We start from the raw sequence: 17,946 nt of genomic DNA on the forward strand, positions 1-17,946 counted from the left end.
CTTATTTTTTAAGTCATTAAATCTTTAAAATTTTTAAAACCACTTTCTTGATTGCATTTTTCTTTTAAAATATTTAAAAATTCTTTCCTAGAAATATTATGAGCACCCATGAATTCTAAATGTTGGTTATAAACTTGACAATCTATGATAAAATCATAAGGTTTTAATAAATCACAAAGCTTAATCATGGCAACTTTAGATGCATTTTTTTTAATGCTTACCATGCTTTCACCAAAGAAAACCTTGCCTAAAATTAAACCATAAATTCCACCTATAAGTTCATTATTTTCATAAAGTTCAAGGCTATGCGCATAGCCTTGGGTAAATAACTTATAATAAGTGGTAATAAATTCATCATCTATCCAGCTTTGAGAGCGTGTATCGCGACATAGTGTAATTAATTTTAAAAAATCATAATCAAGTTTAATTTGATAGAGATTAATAAATTTTTTCATATTTTTTTGGATGTGAATTTGATTTGGAATTAAAACACATCTAGGATCTGGACACCACCAAGTTACAGGTTTACTTGTCCATGGGAATAGACCAAAAGTATAAGCTTTTACAATAAAATCAGCTTCTAAATTTTGACTTAAAAATACAGGAGCATTTTTAGGTGCATTGAGTAATTTAGAATATAAATTCGAGCTTTCCATTTTTACCAAGTTTGATTTTAGCTATACCGCCTTTTTTAAGCTTTCCGAATAAAATTTCATCACTGATTTTTTCTCCTATTTCCTCAGAAATTATGCGTTTTAAAAGCCTTACTCCAAATTCTTTATTATAGGCTTTTTTAGTTAAATAAATTTTGGCTTTATCATCCGCTGATAATTTTATATTGTTTAAATTTTTAGAAATTTCATCAAGTTCTTTTTCGATAATTTTAACAAGTATAGCATCGTTTAAATCATTAAAATGTAAAATTTTATCAATGCGATTAATAAATTCTGGAGCAAAAAAATCTTTGATAGCACGATTACTTTTTTCTTCATTTTTACTTAAAAAACCAAGCTCATTGCTTTCTTTAAGTCCTAGATTGGATGTCATAATAATGATTGTATTTTTAAAATCTACTTTAAGACCGCTATTGTCGGTGAGTTCAGCATTGTCAAAAATCTGTAAAAAGGTATTACTTAAATCAGGATGAGCCTTTTCTATTTCGTCAAAAAGAACAAGACTGAAAGGATTTTTGCGGATAGCATTGCTTAAAAGTCCACCCTCTTCAAAACCTATATATCCAGCTGGAGATCCTATTAGTTTACTTATAGCATGTTTTTCTGCATATTCACTCATATCAAAGCGTTCTAAATTTAAACCTAAAAATTCAGCTAAAGCTTTGCAAAGTTCTGTTTTTCCAACTCCACTTGATCCAGTAAACAAAAACACTCCGCGTGGTGTATTGGAATTTTTAAATCCTGCGAAACTTTGCTTAAGTGATGAAACAAGACTATCTATAACTTCATCTTGGCCAAAAATTTTTGCTTTTAAATTTGTTTTTAAATTCATTAAAGCTTTATTTTGATCGAATTCAAACATTTTGTGATGGTGGGTCATTTTTGCTAAAACATTTTCTAAATCTTTTAAATTGACATTTTTTTTAGCTTTTGGATTTAAAGCAAAAGAAGCGCCAAGTTCATCGATCAGATCTATAGCACAATCAGGTAAAAATTTATCATTAAAAAATTTTTTACCCCAAATTACAGCATATTGAAGAATTTCATCGTTTAATTTTATATGATGAAATTCTTCATATTTGTTTTTTAATCCTTTAAGAATTTGCAAGCTTTCTTCTTGGCTTGGTTCATCTACATTTATTTTAGCAAAACGGCGACTTAGGGGTTTATTTTTATCAAAAGTATTTTTATATTCCATAAAAGTTGTTGCACCTATGCATTTTAAAGTTCCATTACTTAGAGCTGGTTTTAAAAGATTGGAAAAATCAGTATGAGATTCTCCTGTGCTTCCAGCTCCTACTATAGTGTGAATTTCATCAATAAATAAAATAGCATTGGGTATTTTCTCAAGTTCATTTAAAATTTCTTTAATTCTTTTCTCAAAATCTCCACGGTATTTTGTTCCCGCAAGTATACTAGCCATATCAAGACTAAAAATTTTTGCATTTTGTAAGTTTTTAGGCACCTTTTTTTCCGCAATAGCCAATGCTAATCCTTCTACAATGGCCGTTTTGCCAACTCCTGCTTCTCCTATTAAAATAGGATTATTTTTCTTGCGACGTGAAAGAATTTGCATCATTCTTTCAAGTTCAAATTTTCTTCCTATTAAAGGATCAATCTTGCCATTTTGAGCTAAAAGTGTTAAATCACTTGTGTGGTTGCTTAAATTTTGTATATTTTTATGATTTTGAAGTTCTTGAATTTTGTTAAGATTTATGTTGTGTTTTTTTAAGAGATAGCTAGAATAACTTCTTGAATCCTGTATGAGCTTTTCTAAAAAATCTATAATTTTAATTTCATTATTTTTATTTTTAAGTGAAAGTAAGATTTCATCTAAAACAACAGATATTGTAGGTTCTATTTCTTGTTTAATAATTTGATTGTTTTGAGAAATGTAATTTTTTAATTCAGTTTCTAGAAGTTCAAGATCTCCATCTGAAAATTCTTCAAATATATCCTTAAAATCAGTGCTTAGTTTTAGTAATGCAAACAGCACATGCTCACAGGTAACAAATTCATGGTGGTTTATTAAGCTTAGATTTTTGGCATTATCAAGATATTTTTGTAAATTTTCTTGGTATTTCATTCTTCTTCTACCTTCGCTTGTAGTGGAAAATTAGCAAGTTTAGCCGCATCTATAACTTTTTTTTGTTTTGAAAGAGCTATTTCTTGAGTGTAAATGCCACAAATTCCAGAACCATTGTGATGAATTTCTAACATTGTTTGACTTGCTTTCTCAAGGTTTTGATGAAAAATATTCATCAAAATTTCTATAACAAAATCCATAGTTGTTACATCATCATTTAAGAGTATAACTTTATACATTTTTGGTTCACTAAGTTTTATTTGTTCTAGAGTTTGGGTTTTTGGCATTATTTTCCTTTGTAGATTTTATTTAAATCTTCTTGCATGAGTTCTGTTGGAATTTTACCAAGATAAAAATTTGTTGGAGCATTATTATTCCAGTAATCGCTTATTTTTTGATAAATTCCATTTTTTAAAACGACCTTAAAAGGAAGTTGCTCCATATTTTGATAGTCTATATCTTTTAAAATTTGAGCAATAATACGATCGTTAGAGCTGCCATTGCTTAGAAAATAGTAAGCACCATAATCATCTGCGAATTTTTTAACTGTTTCATCGCTAACATCTTCAAAATGCGTAAGTCCTATAATGATAAATTTGCTAGAATTATTTTTCCAAAGTTTGCTAAGATCTAAAGCTTCTTCTTTACATGGGGTGCAAAAAGTGCCAAAAAAATCAAACATTAAAACTTTTCCTTCCTCTCCTTCTACCACAAAACCTTTATCTGTTCTTATTAAAGTTTTGCTTCCACCATTTACACTATTTAAGACTATTTTATCTCCTTTGTGATACTCTTCAAACATAAAATCATTTTGAATTTCTTCTTCTTTGGAGCAAGCATTAAGAAAAAATGCTAAACTTATTAAAAATAGGGTTAAAATTTTTTTCATTTAATTTCCTTTATTTATAATTTTTCATAGCAGCTCTAGCCTCTAAATCGGCTTGCTTTTTCTTTAAAGTTTCACGCTTGTCGTGTAAATTTTTCCCTTTAGCTAAAGCAAGAGTGGCTTTTACTTTATTTTTCGTGTTAAAATAAAGATCTAATGCAACGATAGTATATCCTTCTATACTTACTTTACCTAATAATTTATCAATTTGTTTTCTATGCATTAAAAGCTTTCTAGCGCCTCTTTCTTCGTGTTTATAGAAAGAATGTGTAGTATGAAGCAATGAAATATGAGAATTAAGTAAAAAAATCTCATTTTTTATAATGCGAACAAAAGAGTCTTTAAGATTTGCTCTTCCTGCTCTTAAGGCTACAACTTCACTTCCTTTAAGGACAATTCCAGCTTCAAAGCGTTCTATGATGCTATAATCAAATAAAGCTTTTTTATTTCTCGCAATAATTTTCATCGATCAACCTTAAAAACACTACTACCGCTACCGCTTAGAAAAAAATCTTCTTGTAAGTAAGACTTCATTTTAGGATATAAAGTTGCACAAGGAGTAAATAAATCATTTAATTCTTTGTTTTTAAAGTTTTGCAACAACTCTTTTGTGCTGAGTTTTTTGTAGATTTGCACTTGATTATTATTTTTTTGAAAGTCAAATATTCCTCTATCAAATTCATCATAAACAGCTTTAGTTTGGCAAGATATTTGTGGAAAAGTCCATTTTAAATTAGGTATGTCATCTTCAAATTCTTTTATAATTTCACCACAGCCACTTACATCAGCAGAGTGAAAGCCACTTAAAAAAAAGGCAATATCACTTCCTAGTTGCATGCTTAAATTTATAAGTTCTTGTAGGTTTAATTTTAAATTTAGGGTTTCATTCATTAGCAGTAAAAAACTCGCACAATCGCTACTTCCACCGCCAAGTCCAGCACATACTGGGATATTTTTTGTGAGTTTTAGGCTTTTTTTGCTAAATAATTCTTTTAATTCATTATTATATCTTTTAGAAAGTAGTAAATAAGCCTTTTGAATAATATTATTTTCGCATTTAAAATTACTAATGATTTCAAATTCTTTTTTAGAATCTGATTCTTTATCAACAAGCTCAAGCTCATCAAAAAGATCTTTTAAAAGTATAAATCGTGATTCTAAAAGATGATATTTTCTTGAGTCAAAACCGGTAAGTTTTAAAAAAATATTTGCTTTAGCGTAAGCTTTCATTTGATTAGTTTTTTGCTTAAGTCATCAAGTTTAATATCATTCTGAACAACAGAATGCAAATTTTCATCCTTTACTTGTTGAACAAGTTCTTTTCTAAGTATCATAAGGGATTTTGGAGCTTCTATGCCTATTTTGGCATATCCTTTCCCTGTTTGAACGACTTTGATTTCTATACCTTCTCCGATAATTATACTTTCATTTTCTTTTCTTGATAATATTAACATTTTTCAACCTTATTCAGAAGATATTTTACTGTATTTTCTTTAATATTAATTATGCTAAAATATTTTTCTGTTTCAATATAATAATCTCCTTCATCATGAAATTCTAATTCTTCGACAAAAATTTTAGCACCATTTTCGAGTTTATTTAAATCCTTGATAAAATTTGGCTTTAGGTTAATGTATTTTAACACATTTAAGCTTTTCTCATTATTATAAACAAATTTACCTTCTTTAATGCGCTCTAAAGAGCTTAAAGTTGCATTAATACCTAGTTTTCTAGCAAAAAGTTCACAATAAGATCTTATATAAGCACCTTCACTGACTGTGATTTCAATATTTAAAAAAGGATGATTATAGCTTAAGATCTTACAATCAAATACTTCCATTTGACAAGGTTTTAAAATTGCTTCTATACCTTTTTTTGCAAGTTCATAGGCGCGAGTTCCATTGATTCTTTTGGCGCTAAATTGAGGTGGTGTATAGGAGATAATTCCTTGCATTTGATCAATGATTTGTTTTAAATTTGCAAGATCAAATTCTTTTATATTTTGAATTTCTTTTATATTTTGATCATCAAGACTTAAGGAGTAAACTCCAAGCCATAAAGTAGCTTTATAGGTTTTTGGAGTTTTTTTTAAAAAACGGAAAAGTTTTGTGTATTGTCCAAATGCAACGATTAAAACCCCTTTGGCGAAAGGATCAAGAGTGCCAGAATATCCTGCTTTTTTATTTTTATATTTTTTCTTTAAAGTGCTTAAAAAGGCATTAGAGCTCAAACCCCTTGGTTTAAAGGCTGCAAAGATCTTGTTCATACTGCTTTTTCCACAAAGCTTGCCATGATTACACGCATTATGCCACCAAAATTAATATTAAGCTTTTCCTCTTTTCCGCTTTTATTAACTTCAACAACCCTGCCAATGCCAAAAATTTTATGTTTAACTAGATCTCCTTTGCAAAAACTAGTTTTTTGTATATTTTGATTTTTTGATTTTTCATTGATTAATTTACTTTCTTCTAAGAAGCGACTAGGATTGATATTTGCTCTTGAACCATGATAAAAACGAGAATTTGCAACACTTATTGTGAGAAATTTCTTGGCGCGAGTGATGGCAACATAAGCAAGACGGCGTTCTTCTTCGAGATTTTCTTCGCTATTTAAAGGAAAAAATCCTTCATCAAAGCCTATTATAAAAACATAATCAAATTCCAAACCTTTGCTAGCATGAATACTCATCAAGCAAACACATTCTTCATCTAAATTATCTTGATCACTTAATAAAGAAATTTCACTAAGTAGATCTTCTAAAGAAGCTTCGGGATCTTCTTTGAGTTTTTCTCTTAGATTAGCATAAAACTCATCAAGATTTCTGATTCTTTCATCTCCATCATCTTGCTCTGAAAAATAATCTTTGATTTTAAATAATTCTTCTATATTGTCAAAAACCTTTTTTGCATTATCGTAGCTTTTTAGAGTGTGAATATTTTGTATAAAAATATTTGCTTCATTTTGTGCTTTTTTTGTTGTTAAAATTCCTACACCACCATCGCTTTCACATAAGGCATCAAAAAGTGAAATTTGACGTTTTTTTGCATATTCTTCTAAATTTTTTAGGGTTTTTTCTCCTATGGATCTTTTGGGGCGATTAATAATGCGCCTAAACGACAAATCATCATTTGGATTTAAGATAAGTCTAAGATACGAGATTAAATCTTTTATTTCTAATCTTTCATAAAAACGCATACCACTAAGCAGTTTATAAGAAATTTTTTCCTTCATAAATGCTTCTTCTATTGCTCTTGATAGTGCATTAACTCGAAATAAAACGGCGATCTCTTTAGCTTCTACTCCAGAATTTAGCAATTTTTTTACTTCTTGAGCGATATATAAACCTTCATCTTTTTCGTTTTCGTTTTTTAATATTTTAATATTTTCCCCAGTATCTTTAGTGCAGATTAAAGTTTTTCCAAGTCGTTGTTCATTGTGAGATATGAGATTATTTGCTGCTTGTAAAATAGTCCCTACTGAACGATAATTTTGTTCAAGTTTTACAAGTTTAACATTTTTAAAATCGTTTTGAAAATTTAAAATATTTTCAATTTTTGCTCCACGCCAACTATAAATACTTTGATCATCATCACCAACAACTGTGATATTTTCATGCATACAACATAGATTTTTTAGAATTTTATATTGTAAGGTATTAGTATCTTGATACTCATCAACTGTAATGTAATTATAAAGTAAGCTTTGTTCTTTGGCAAAATTTATATCATTTTCTAAAATGAGATTGCTTAGCAATAAAAGATCATCAAAATCTACAAAATTTTGTTTTAATAAGTATTCTTCATAAGCACGGTAATAGTTGGCAAATTTGTATTCATTTTGATATTTTTCAAAATTATGTTCTTTTAGTAAATTTAAATCTTCAAAGACATTGCTTACTTTTTTGCCTTCATTTTTGCAATAAGATATGTATTTGATAATATCATAGACATTATCTTTGTTTTTATCATGGATTAAGTCTTTAATTATTTTTTTTGTATCATCTGTATCGATAACAATAAAACTATTTTTACGCTCCAATCTTTCAAAATGGAGTTTTAAAAATAAAAGTCCAAATTTATGAAAGGTGCAAAGCAAAGGATTGTGATTGCCTTGTAGAAAATTTAATGCTCTATGACGCATAACACTAGCTGCTTTATTTGTAAAAGTAAGAGTAAGAGTGTTATGCGAGGGGATGCCTACTTCACCGATAAGATAAGCAAGACGAGTGGTGATAGTTTTGGTTTTTCCACTACCTGCACCCGCTAGGATAAGCATGGCTCCATCAATGTGGCTTACTGCCTGTTTTTGACTATCATTTAAATCTTCAAATAGATTCATTTTTTGAAAATATCTTTATTTTTTGGATTATTTAAAAATATATTTTTAGATTTTTGTAAATTTTTACTATCTTCGCGTTTATAAAGGCTAAAATTAACAAATAAAATGCTATTTTCTATTTGAATTTGCGTGATAGCTCCTAAATCAACCTTTACAAAACTATCAAAATCATCATTTCCAAAACCTGCGTGAAATTGAATGAAATCTTTATTTAGTTGTATGGATTCAAAGGTGTATCCTCCAAGAGCAAAAAGAGCATAAGGATTTTGTTTAACATCAAGCTCTTTGGGAAGTTCAGGGTTAAAATCTATGAAATTTGTATTTGCAACTATGGAAAATTCTATATTTTCTTCTATAAGGTGTGAAATAACTTCATAGCAATGCTTTTGCATGGTATGGATAAAATTTTCATTTTTTAAGATTGTTTCTAGCATGATTGTAACTCCATAAATTCATTGATGAGTTTTTGAATTTCTTTTATGCCTATTTCCCAAAAATTTTCATCTTCTATATCAAAGCCAAACATTCCTACTAGTTCTTTTGGACTCACACTTCCACCTAAAGAAAGCATTTTGATATAAAGTTCTTTAAAATTTTCACATTTTTTACTTTTGTAAAGTCCATAAAGAGCTAAAACTAAAAGTTGTGCATAAGCATAAGCATAGCAGTAAAAAGGAGAATGGATAAAATGAGGAATATAACTCCACCAAGAAGCATAATTTTTTGTAAGTTTTACGCTGTCTTGAAACATTTTTTGAGATTCTTCCATCCAAATTTTATTGATTTCTTCGGTGCTTAATTCATTTTCTTGAGCATGTAAGCGTCTTTCAAAACAAGTAAAATTAATTTGTCTATAAAAAGTTGCAAAAATATCTTCGATTTTATTTGCATATAAAGATAGGAGTTCTTCTTTTTTTAACTTATCTTTAATAAAATCAAATACGAGCATTTCGGCAAAAACTGAAGCTGTTTCTGCGGTGGTTAAAGGTGTGTTTTGATTTAAGTAGCTTACATTGTAAGAAAGTTTTTGATGGATAGTATGTCCTAATTCATGTGCAAGTGTAAAAAGATCACGCCTTTTATCGGTGTAGTTTAATAAAACAAAAGGATGCGCATCAGAAGTTGCAGAATGTGAAAAAGCACCCCCTTGTTTATTTTCTTGTGGATAAACATCAATCCAGCCTTGATCAAAAGCATTTTTTGCTATATTATAAAATTGAGAAGAAAAAGCTTGAAATGCCTCTAAAACAATATCTTTACTTGTTTTAAAATCAAAACTTGCTTCTTTTCCTATGGGCGCATATCTGTCGTAGTCTTTAAGCTCATCATAGCCTAAAATTTGTTTTTTTCTTTTGTAAAATTGCGATACTAAGTTAAAATGTTTTTGCGCACTTGCTATCAAAGAATCAACGCTTTTTTGTGAAATTTGATTGCTGATATGTCTTGAAATTTCAGCATTTTCATAACCTCTTAATAAGCTTATATTTTTTCTTTCTGTTTTTATCATATTGATAATAAAACTTAAAAGTCTGCTATTTTTTTGCAAAACTTTACTGAATTTTTTAGCAGCTTTTTTGCGTATCTTTCTATCTTCATCATACATTTTGCTTAGAATTTCTTCTTCACTAAGTTTTTTACCTTCAAAAGGGATTTTTAAAGCGCTCATACTTTCATCAAAAAGCCTACTAAAAGCATTTGCACCTGTATTTGAAAGATAGAGCATAATGCGTTCTTCGTTTTTGCTAAGATTATAGCGTTTGTTTTGCAATAAATTAGAAAGATAAAAATCATAATCTTTACAAAAAGTTGTAAATTCTTGACTTTTTTCAGGAACTAACTCACAAAATTCAAGCTCGAAAAAGAGTAAATTTTCTTCTATTTTTTTGCATTCTTCTTCGTATTGTGCGTAAAAAGAACCATTTTGAGTGTTTTTAGCAAAAAGCAAATAAGCATAAGTCATGATTTTGCCAAGAGCTTGATTTAAATTTTCATAATCTTTTAAAGCTTGTAAAAACTCATTAGCATTTAATGTATAGAGTTTATTTTCATAGTCTTTTTTAAAATTTAAACTTTGTTGGATTTGATCTTGTGTAAAATTTTGCAACGCTTCTTTATTGTGAAATAAAGCACTTAAATCCCATTCTAACATTTTTTATCCTTCATTTTCTAATATGAGTTTTTTAAGAACAGCCATTCTAATGGCCACTCCATTTTTAACTTGTTTTAAAACTAAAGTTCTTTCATCACTCATCATTTCATCGCTTATGTCAATATTGCGATTTACAGGGCCTGGATGTAGTAAAATAAGCTTTTTATCTTTTACCAAGCTTTTTTGAATACAAAAATCATTTGCATAGTCTTTAAGTGAAGCATAAACGGTTTTATTATGTCTTTCTGTTTGTGTTCTAAGACTCATGATAATATCTGAATTTGCTATGATATTCTCATCAAGCTTATAATGTTTTTTAAGATGGGTATTAGGCATAAAATGTGGTGGAGCTACTAGGGTAATATCAAGATTAAATCTGCTTAAAAGTTCTATATTGGACGCTGCAACGCGGGAATTTTTGATATCACCTACGATGCAAATTTTCTTACCTTCGACATCGCCTTGAAAATGATTATAAATAGTGAATAAATCTAGCAAAGCTTGGGTAGGATGGGCGTGTTTTCCATCTCCTCCATTAACAACTGGACAATGCATATGCTTTGCCAATATCAAAGGAACTCCTGAGTTTGCGTGTCTTATAACAATAGCATTAGGACTCATCGCATCTAAATTAGCAGCAGTATCATAAAGAGTTTCTCCTTTGCTAGAGCTTGATCTTGAAACATCAAGGCGTAAAACCCTAGCACCTAATCTTCTTGCAGCGCTTTCAAAAGATGAAAGGGTGCGTGTAGAGTTTTCAAAAAAAATTGTCGTGATACTTTTTCCTTTAAGAAAAGTTCTAGGTTTTTCATCTAAGAAATCACTTGCTTCTTTAAAAAGCTCCATAATTTCGACTTTATTAAAATCCTTTGTAGTGATGAGATGACGCATACTTTTACCTTATTTGATATTATAATTTAATTCATTTTTAGAACAAATTGCTGTAAAAAGAACATCTGTAGAACTATTTAAAGCAGTTTCAACACTATCTTGAATAATCCCTATAATAAAACCTATGGCAACTACCTTCATAGCAATATCATAGTCTATATTAAATAAAGAACAAGCCAAAGGTATAAGCAGTAAGGATCCACCCGCAACTCCGCTAGCCCCGCAAGCTGCAAAGGTGGCAATAATGCTTAATAAAAGGGCTTGCAAAAGACTGATTTCTATACCAACGGTATTGGCTGCAGTAAGACTTAAAATAGCTATAGTAACTGCCGCTCCTGCCATGTTGATAGTAGCTCCTAAAGGTATAGAAATGCCATAAAATTCTTTATCTATGCCAAGTTTGGCGCAAAGTGCCATATTAACAGGAATATTTGCTGCTGAACTTCTTGTAAAAAAAGCAAAAAATGCACTGTGCCTTAAGCAGATAAAAATCAAAGGAAAAGGATTTTTTCTTGTATAAAAAAAGACTATTAAAGCATTGATAACAAAAGTAACAAAAAGCATAGTAGCTACAAGTAAAATTAAGAGTTTTACATAGCTTAGTAAACCTTGTGCTCCTGTTTGTGCTACAGAATTAGCCACAAGTCCAAAAATTCCAAAAGGAGCAAGTTTTACTACAAATTTAACAATTTTCAAAACCCCTTCATTAATATCTATAAAAACTTGTTTTGCTTCGTTAGAACAGTGTTTTAATGCTATACCTCCAGCTATTGCCCAGGTTAAAATTCCTAAATAATTCCCGCTTGAAAGAGCATTTATGGGATTATCGACAATTTTAAATAAAAGATCTTTAAAAATCTCACTCATGTGGGTTGGAGATGAGTTTGTAGCAGTTTGAACTCCATCTAAAACAAGCTTTATAGGGAAGAAAAAATTAGCAAGAACCGCACAAGCTGAAGCAAGAAAGGTACCTACTATATACAAAATAATAATATTTTTGATCTTAGCACCACTTTGAGAAAAATCTTTAGTGCAAATTGAGGTTAAAATTAAAATAAAAACAAGCATAGGAGCGATAGCTTTTAAGGCGCTTGTAAAAAGTATTCCGAGTAAATTTGCAATTTCAGATATTTCTTTAGAACTAATGCCTATAAGTATTCCTAGTACTATACCTATGCAAATTTGAACTATGAGGTTGCCTTTAGCGTAGCTTTGAATGATTTTAGAAAACATAAAAACCTTTTAAATATTTTTTATATCAGAAGTTGATTTTAACTAACTTTTGCTTAATTTTAGAGAATTTTTAATTTATCAAGCTTTGATAAGTTTATTTGGATACAATTGTGGTTCATTTTAAATGAAAGGACTTTTTATGTATCTATTCACTTCAGAAGTCGTAAGTGCAGGTCATCCAGACAAGTGCGCTGATATAATCGCTGATACGATAGTGGATATACTCTTGAAAAATGACAAAAATTCAAGGGTGGCGAGTGAGGTTTTTGTCGCAGGAAATAAGGTTGTGATAGGAGGCGAAGTTAAGTCAAATCACAAACTTAGTAAGGCTGATTACGATAATTTAGTTAAAGATGTTTTAAAAAACATTGGTTATGACGGGGCAGGGTATTTTAGTAAAGAGCAGTGTTTGCATCCTGATGAAGTTGATGTTATGGTGTTTTTAAATGAACAAAGCCCTGATATCAATCAAGGTGTCGATCAAGAAGATGGCGAAACAGGAGCAGGTGATCAAGGTATTATGTTTGGTTTTGCAAGTTGCGAAGCTGAAGAATACATGCCAGCAGCTATTAGTTATGCAAGAATGCTATGCGATAGAGTTTATGCTTATGCAAAAGCAAATCCACATGAACTTGGAGTGGATATTAAAACTCAAGTAACTATTGATTATGGTACTAAGGCGAATTTTGAAAATTGCGAACCGCAAAGTATCCATACTATAGTAGTTTCTGCACCTTGTGTTGAAAGTATGAAAATAGAAGATTTAAGATCTTTGGTGATGAAACTTATCTTAGATAGTAATTTACCAAAAGAACTTTTTGATCCTAATAAAACTAGAATTTTAATCAATCCAACTGGTAAATATATCAATCATTCTTCTTTGCATGATAGTGGTTTAACAGGAAGAAAGCTTATAGTAGATAGTTTTGGAGGTTATTCTCCAATAGGTGGTGGCGCACAATCAAGCAAAGATTATACTAAAGTTGATAGAAGTGGACTTTATGCAGGTAGATGGCTAGCTAAAAATATAGTTGCAGCAGGGCTTGCTAAAAAATGTATTGTTCAACTTAGTTATGCTATAGGTGTTGCAAAACCTACTTCGGTAAGTGTGGATTGTATGGGCACAAATACCAGTGTAAATGATGATGTTTTAAGTGATTTTGTTATGCAAAACTTCTCTTTAACGCCAAATTGGATCCGTGATAAATTTCATCTGGATAAACCAAGTAAAGAAACTTTTCTTTATGCGGATGTAGCGGCTCGTGGGCAAGTAGGGCAAAAGGACTATCCTTGGGAACAACTTGATGCTCTAGAACAGTTTAAAAAGCTGCTTTAAAAAATTAACAATATTATACAAGCTTAAATAAGGCTTGTATAATTATAAAGAATTAATGAAGTTGTATTAATTTTTGACTTAGAGGGATATTTTTCAATATCCCCCATAAATATAAAAGTTAGGAAGGAAGCTAAATTAATTTAGCTTTGGGGTAAAAACCCCTCTAAGTCAAAATATTATTTGACAGAATTATAATATAAAATAACTTAAATTACTTTAAAATTAAAATTTTAATATTATTTTTTATCATTAAATATTTCTTTGGATAAATTTTTTCCAATCTTTACTTAAAAGCTTTTTAGGGAGTATAACTATATTCTCTTTACCATTTGTAGCATGATAAACACTAACCCCATATTTACTTGCATAAAATTTCATTAAGAGTTGTTGGAGTTTGTATTCGCTGCTATTATTAAACCAAGCATTGTTGCTTAGAGCTATAATAATTTGTGAATTTTGATAGTTTTGTTCTTTGGTAGCTTCATAACAAATTGCATTTGTAATAATTTGATTGTCTAATTTATATTTGCTTTGTATAGGACCTTGGGAAAATTCTTCAATATTTTTAAGAAAATATTTTTTTATTAAGTCTTTAAAAAATGGAATTTCTTCACCAAAGGGAACTAAAAAATGCTTATTTAAAATATAGACATTGCCTTTTTTAAAGATATACGTGCTATTGTAAGTATGCTCTTTTTCAGTATAAAATGCTCCCGTAATAATGGTAATTTTATAAGATAATTCTTTAAGCATAAGTTCATATTTGGTATTTTTTAAATCAAAAGCAAAAGCGGTTTCAGGCAAGATTACAAGTTCTTTTTTTTCATTTATAGCTTGAAATATATCTTGAATTAGGATATCAGAATTTGATTTTAAATTTTCTTGTAAAAATTTTTGATCTTGAGAGATATTAGTATTGATGAGTTTGTAGTTTAAATTAAGAGTTTGAGCTTGTTTTTCATTATATTGAAATCCACTAAAGAATAAAATAAGAACAATTGCTATTTTATAATATCTTGATATATAACCCTCATAGATGAAATATGCTATTAAAAATATGCAAATAATGCCACGATAACTTGGGTCAAAAAAACCATAAACTGTAAAAATTCCCCAATTAAGCCAATCAAATCCTAAAGGATGGATAAAACTTATGCAAAAAATTCCACAAAGTCTTAAAAAATCAAATTTTAATAAATAACATAATCTAAAAAGCAGCCCATAAATAAAACCAATGATAATTGGTATAATTGGTACTAAATAGTTTAGATTAAAATAAATTGAAGATAAAGCAATCCACCAAAACCAAAGAATCCCTACAAAAAAACCTATCCAAAAATATTGTTTAGAAGTTTTACTTTTTAGGAGTAAAACTAACCCCCAAATAGCTAAAAACGGGCTAATGGTTTGTGTAAAAATATTTTCAAAAAATGATAGATAAATAGAATTTGAAAGTAAAATTGCAATAAAAAAGACTTTTATTATTTTAAAAATGATAGAATTAGTGTTTAATTTTTTTGGAATAAAGGAAAAATATGGCAGAAAATTCAATTTTAACTTCATTGTTACCTCTTGTAGTGTTATTTGCAATTTTTTATTTCTTGGTGATCAGACCGCAACAAAAACAAGCAAAAGCACATAAACAAATGCTTGAGTCTTTGCAAAAGGGAGATAAAATCATCACTAATGGCGGACTTATTTGTGAAGTCGTAAAACCAGAGGAGGATTTTATCAAAGTTAAGCTTAATGAAGACAATGTTACTGCAAAAATTTCAAGAGAATTTATAGCAAAGAAAATTGATGCGTAATTCTAAAATCAATTATCGCTTGATTATTTTTATAGCGGTATTTATTTTTGGAGTAGCTTTTTCACTCCCTTCTTTTTTGCAGTCAGAACGTGGTGCGAAGATTAATTTAGGGCTTGATTTGCAAGGTGGGCTTTATATGCTCTTAGGTGTAGATAATGAAGAAGCTGTAAAATCTAAAATAAAATCAATTGCATCTTCATTGAGTTATTCTTTTAATAAAGAAAATATTTTAAATGATGGCTTAAATACCCATGATGATATTTTAGAATTTACTTTGCTTGATAATGCGGATATTGCAAAAGTTGAAAATTTGCTTAAAGAAATAAAAGGAATTAATATACAAAGTGAAAATATGCACTATAAAATTTCTTTTACCTCAGAAGAAGTAAAAAATATAGAAAATTTTACACTTTTGCAAGCAGTTGAAACCATAAGAAATAGGCTTGATCAATTTGGTTTAGCAGAGCCAACAGTTGCTAAACAAGGTGATGATAAGATTTTGGTTGAACTTGCAGGGATTAAAACCAAAGAAGATGAACTAAGAGCAAAAGAACGCATCACAAAAGCAGCACATTTACAACTTATGGAAGTTGATGATTCTAAAATGGGTCAAGCTTCCACAATGAGCGACGCTGAGGCTGCGAGTTATGGACTGATTTTAGTGCCTGATTCTAGAAATCCAAATTTAAAATATACCTTAAAAAGCATACCTATTTTAGATGGATCTATGCTTACTGATGCTAGAGTAGGGATTAGTGATAAGAGTAATTATCCTGTGATTAATTTTACTTTAAATGCCGAGGGTTCTAAAAAATTTGCTGATTATACAGGAGCAAATGTTGGAAAGCGTCTTGCTATTGTACTTGATAATAAAGTGTATTCTGCCCCATCTATCAATGAACGCATAGGTGGAGGTAGTGGGCAAATCAGTGGAGCTTTTACCCAAGAAGAAGCGCGTGATGTGGCGGTAGCTTTAAGAAGTGGAGCTTTGCTTGCGCCTGTAAAATTACTTGAACAAAGAAGTATAGGACCATCTTTAGGTGCTGATAGTATTAAAATGAGTATGATAGCCTTAATTGGTGCATCGGTTTTTATTGTAATATTTATGATGATGTATTACGGTGTGGCAGGAATTTTTGCAAATATTGCAATGTTAGTTAATGTTTTGGTAGTAGTGGCTGTTATGGCTATGTTTGGAGCAACTTTAACTTTACCAGGGATGGCAGGACTTGTTTTAACTGTGGGTATGGCAGTAGATGCAAATGTGATTATCAATGAACGCATACGAGAACTCTTGCGAGATGGAGTAAATATAAGAGCTAGTATAGAGCAAGGTTATAAAAATGCTATGAGTGCGATTATAGATTCAAATATCACTTCTTTAGTTACTTCGGTAGCACTTTATGCCTATGGAACAGGAGCAGTTAAAGGTTTTGCTGTGACTTTGGGAATTGGTATCGTTGTTTCTATGATTACAGCTATTTTAGGAACTCATGGAATGTTTGATTATTTTATGCAACGCATAGAAAAAAGTAATAATACAAGATTTTGGTTTGGTTACAGGAGAAGATAATGCAGTTTTTTAGCGAAAAGAAAATTTATGATTTTATGAGAATGCGTTTTGCTGCTATTTCTCTTTCTTTTATTTTGTTTTTTGGTTCTATTTATTTGCTTTGGGATAGGGGTTTGCAATATGGTATTGATTTTAGCGGAGGAACTTTAGTTCAGCTTAAATATGAAAATGCAGCTCCTATAACACAAATCCGAGAAATTTTAGAAAAACAAGGAACTTTTCAAAATTTATCTGTAACCGAATTTGGAAGCAATAAGGAAGTAACCATACGCTTTTTAGGAAGTAATGATAATGTAAGCAATGATATAGGCGAGCATATAAGTACTCTTTTAAAAGATACGGGAAAATTTGAAGTGCGTCGTGCCGATGTGGTGGGTCCAAAAGTAGGTGATGAACTTAGAAATAAAGGACTTATGGCCATAGCTATATCTTTGATAGCAATTTTAATTTATATAGCGTTGCGTTTTGAGTGGCGTTTTGCTCTTGCGGCTATAATCAGTGAAATTCATGATGTTGTGATTACTTTAGGGGCAATTTCTTTATTTAAAATTGATGTCAATCTAGATACCTTGGCTGCTGTTTTAACTGTACTTGGGTACTCTTTGAATGATACAATTATTATTTTTGATAGAATCAGAGAAGGTATTAAAACAAGTAAAAAAACCGAACTTGCACCTATTATCAATGAAAGCGTTTCAGCAACTTTATCAAGAACGGTTTTAACTTCAGGGTTAACTTTAGCAACCGTTGTGATACTTTATTTCTTTGGAGGGGAAATGATACAGGGATTTTCTTTGGCTTTAATTGTAGGTATTATAGCAGGAACTTTAAGCTCTATTTTTGTTGCAAGTCCGACATTATTGTGGTTTAAATTTAGTGTGCTTGAGTTTAGAAATAAAGAAATTGAAAAAGCAAAAAGAAAACAAGATAAAGAACGCAATCGTGCAATGTATGAAAAAGGAACAGTGTAAG

Annotated in this window: 17 protein-coding genes and 1 pseudogene; 4 read left to right on the forward strand and 14 right to left on the reverse strand. The window is 29.9% G+C overall.

What is annotated here, in order from left to right; genetic code table 11:
• Nucleotides 1-8: 8 nt before the first annotated feature.
• From aat to sstT, 13 genes are read right to left on the reverse strand one after another with little or no spacing between them, the layout of a single operon-like run.
• Nucleotides 9-656, reverse strand: coding sequence for a leucyl/phenylalanyl-tRNA--protein transferase (gene aat / locus AJ932_RS04830; protein ID WP_044306090.1), 648 nt, complete (start codon nt 654-656; stop codon nt 9-11).
• The gene (locus AJ932_RS04835; RefSeq protein ID WP_070278131.1) at nt 631-2,760 is read right to left on the reverse strand and encodes an AAA family ATPase; all 2,130 of its coding nucleotides are present in this window, start codon (nt 2,758-2,760) and stop codon (nt 631-633) included. Before AJ932_RS04835 ends, aat begins: the two co-directional genes overlap by 26 nt.
• Complete coding sequence (locus tag AJ932_RS04840; protein WP_044779145.1) at nt 2,757-3,047, reverse strand: ATP-dependent Clp protease adaptor ClpS; 291 nt, start codon at nt 3,045-3,047, stop codon at nt 2,757-2,759. The genes AJ932_RS04835 and AJ932_RS04840 overlap by 4 nt, the downstream gene beginning before the upstream one ends.
• Nucleotides 3,047-3,649: a TlpA disulfide reductase family protein gene (locus AJ932_RS04845; RefSeq protein WP_002853867.1), complete on the reverse strand. Its 603-nt coding sequence runs from the start codon at nt 3,647-3,649 to the stop codon at nt 3,047-3,049. The genes AJ932_RS04840 and AJ932_RS04845 overlap by 1 nt, the downstream gene beginning before the upstream one ends.
• Before the next feature lie 10 nt (nt 3,650-3,659).
• Nucleotides 3,660-4,112 (reverse strand): SsrA-binding protein SmpB, encoded by a 453-nt coding sequence (gene smpB, locus AJ932_RS04850; RefSeq protein WP_002852861.1) that lies wholly within the window; start codon nt 4,110-4,112, stop codon nt 3,660-3,662.
• Nucleotides 4,109-4,876 carry a 4-(cytidine 5'-diphospho)-2-C-methyl-D-erythritol kinase gene (locus tag AJ932_RS04855; RefSeq protein WP_070278130.1) on the reverse strand — a complete coding sequence of 256 codons (768 nt, stop codon included), beginning with the start codon at nt 4,874-4,876 and terminating at the stop codon, nt 4,109-4,111. Before AJ932_RS04855 ends, smpB begins: the two co-directional genes overlap by 4 nt.
• The gene (gene csrA, locus AJ932_RS04860; protein ID WP_002852854.1) at nt 4,873-5,100 is read right to left on the reverse strand and encodes a carbon storage regulator CsrA; all 228 of its coding nucleotides are present in this window, start codon (nt 5,098-5,100) and stop codon (nt 4,873-4,875) included. Before csrA ends, AJ932_RS04855 begins: the two co-directional genes overlap by 4 nt.
• The gene (truB, locus tag AJ932_RS04865) at nt 5,094-5,912 is read right to left on the reverse strand and encodes a tRNA pseudouridine(55) synthase TruB (protein ID WP_002861823.1); all 819 of its coding nucleotides are present in this window, start codon (nt 5,910-5,912) and stop codon (nt 5,094-5,096) included. The genes csrA and truB overlap by 7 nt, the downstream gene beginning before the upstream one ends.
• Nucleotides 5,909-7,984 (reverse strand): ATP-dependent helicase, encoded by a 2,076-nt coding sequence (locus AJ932_RS04870; protein WP_070278128.1) that lies wholly within the window; start codon nt 7,982-7,984, stop codon nt 5,909-5,911. The genes truB and AJ932_RS04870 overlap by 4 nt, the downstream gene beginning before the upstream one ends.
• The gene (locus AJ932_RS04875; protein WP_002861821.1) at nt 7,981-8,418 is read right to left on the reverse strand and encodes a hypothetical protein; all 438 of its coding nucleotides are present in this window, start codon (nt 8,416-8,418) and stop codon (nt 7,981-7,983) included. Before AJ932_RS04875 ends, AJ932_RS04870 begins: the two co-directional genes overlap by 4 nt.
• Nucleotides 8,412-10,133 carry a M3 family oligoendopeptidase gene (locus tag AJ932_RS04880; protein WP_070274758.1) on the reverse strand — a complete coding sequence of 574 codons (1,722 nt, stop codon included), beginning with the start codon at nt 10,131-10,133 and terminating at the stop codon, nt 8,412-8,414. The genes AJ932_RS04875 and AJ932_RS04880 overlap by 7 nt, the downstream gene beginning before the upstream one ends.
• 3 nt (nt 10,134-10,136) lie before the next feature.
• Nucleotides 10,137-11,024 (reverse strand): aspartate carbamoyltransferase catalytic subunit, encoded by an 888-nt coding sequence (locus AJ932_RS04885; RefSeq protein ID WP_052857573.1) that lies wholly within the window; start codon nt 11,022-11,024, stop codon nt 10,137-10,139.
• A gap of 9 nt (nt 11,025-11,033) precedes the next feature.
• Nucleotides 11,034-12,257, reverse strand: a complete 1,224-nt coding sequence (gene sstT / locus AJ932_RS04890) for a serine/threonine transporter SstT (RefSeq protein ID WP_070278126.1) — start codon at nt 12,255-12,257, stop codon at nt 11,034-11,036.
• Between the two features lie 139 nt (nt 12,258-12,396).
• On the opposite strand from sstT, the gene metK reads away from it, so the two are divergent.
• A complete protein-coding gene (metK, locus tag AJ932_RS04895; protein ID WP_070278124.1) occupies nt 12,397-13,593 on the forward strand; it encodes a methionine adenosyltransferase in 1,197 nt (398 codons plus the stop codon).
• A 236-nt stretch (nt 13,594-13,829) separates the two neighbouring features.
• On the opposite strand, the pseudogene AJ932_RS04900 reads toward metK, so the two are convergent.
• Nucleotides 13,830-15,156: pseudogene (locus AJ932_RS04900) on the reverse strand (apolipoprotein N-acyltransferase).
• On the opposite strand from AJ932_RS04900, the gene yajC reads away from it, so the two are divergent.
• Genes yajC through secF form a run of 3 tightly spaced genes read left to right on the forward strand, consistent with a single transcriptional unit; the run spans nt 15,129 to nt 17,945 of the window.
• Nucleotides 15,129-15,401: a preprotein translocase subunit YajC gene (gene yajC, locus AJ932_RS04905; RefSeq protein WP_002786346.1), complete on the forward strand. Its 273-nt coding sequence runs from the start codon at nt 15,129-15,131 to the stop codon at nt 15,399-15,401. The pseudogene AJ932_RS04900 and the gene yajC sit on opposite strands and share 28 nt — an antisense overlap.
• Nucleotides 15,394-16,974 carry a protein translocase subunit SecD gene (gene secD / locus AJ932_RS04910; protein ID WP_070278122.1) on the forward strand — a complete coding sequence of 527 codons (1,581 nt, stop codon included), beginning with the start codon at nt 15,394-15,396 and terminating at the stop codon, nt 16,972-16,974. The genes yajC and secD overlap by 8 nt, the downstream gene beginning before the upstream one ends.
• Nucleotides 16,974-17,945, forward strand: coding sequence for a protein translocase subunit SecF (gene secF, locus AJ932_RS04915; protein ID WP_070278120.1), 972 nt, complete (start codon nt 16,974-16,976; stop codon nt 17,943-17,945). Before secD ends, secF begins: the two co-directional genes overlap by 1 nt.
• The last annotated feature ends 1 nt before the right edge of the window (nt 17,946 follow it).

It is taken from the genome of Campylobacter sp. BCW_6873 (assembly GCF_001762365.1).
Taxonomy (GTDB): domain Bacteria; phylum Campylobacterota; class Campylobacteria; order Campylobacterales; family Campylobacteraceae; genus Campylobacter_D; species Campylobacter_D jejuni.

Coding starts and splice junctions, on each gene's coding strand:
- aat (WP_044306090.1), bottom strand. CDS start 656: ATGGAAAGCTCGAATTTATATTCTAAATTACTCAATGCACCTAAAAAT.
- AJ932_RS04835 (WP_070278131.1), bottom strand. CDS start 2,760: ATGAAATACCAAGAAAATTTACAAAAATATCTTGATAATGCCAAAAAT.
- AJ932_RS04840 (WP_044779145.1), bottom strand. CDS start 3,047: ATGCCAAAAACCCAAACTCTAGAACAAATAAAACTTAGTGAACCAAAA.
- AJ932_RS04845 (WP_002853867.1), bottom strand. CDS start 3,649: ATGAAAAAAATTTTAACCCTATTTTTAATAAGTTTAGCATTTTTTCTT.
- smpB (WP_002852861.1), bottom strand. CDS start 4,112: ATGAAAATTATTGCGAGAAATAAAAAAGCTTTATTTGATTATAGCATC.
- AJ932_RS04855 (WP_070278130.1), bottom strand. CDS start 4,876: ATGAAAGCTTACGCTAAAGCAAATATTTTTTTAAAACTTACCGGTTTT.
- csrA (WP_002852854.1), bottom strand. CDS start 5,100: ATGTTAATATTATCAAGAAAAGAAAATGAAAGTATAATTATCGGAGAA.
- truB (WP_002861823.1), bottom strand. CDS start 5,912: ATGAACAAGATCTTTGCAGCCTTTAAACCAAGGGGTTTGAGCTCTAAT.
- AJ932_RS04870 (WP_070278128.1), bottom strand. CDS start 7,984: ATGAATCTATTTGAAGATTTAAATGATAGTCAAAAACAGGCAGTAAGC.
- AJ932_RS04875 (WP_002861821.1), bottom strand. CDS start 8,418: ATGCTAGAAACAATCTTAAAAAATGAAAATTTTATCCATACCATGCAA.
- AJ932_RS04880 (WP_070274758.1), bottom strand. CDS start 10,133: ATGTTAGAATGGGATTTAAGTGCTTTATTTCACAATAAAGAAGCGTTG.
- AJ932_RS04885 (WP_052857573.1), bottom strand. CDS start 11,024: ATGCGTCATCTCATCACTACAAAGGATTTTAATAAAGTCGAAATTATG.
- sstT (WP_070278126.1), bottom strand. CDS start 12,257: ATGTTTTCTAAAATCATTCAAAGCTACGCTAAAGGCAACCTCATAGTT.
- metK (WP_070278124.1), top strand. CDS start 12,397: ATGTATCTATTCACTTCAGAAGTCGTAAGTGCAGGTCATCCAGACAAG.
- yajC (WP_002786346.1), top strand. CDS start 15,129: ATGGCAGAAAATTCAATTTTAACTTCATTGTTACCTCTTGTAGTGTTA.
- secD (WP_070278122.1), top strand. CDS start 15,394: ATGCGTAATTCTAAAATCAATTATCGCTTGATTATTTTTATAGCGGTA.
- secF (WP_070278120.1), top strand. CDS start 16,974: ATGCAGTTTTTTAGCGAAAAGAAAATTTATGATTTTATGAGAATGCGT.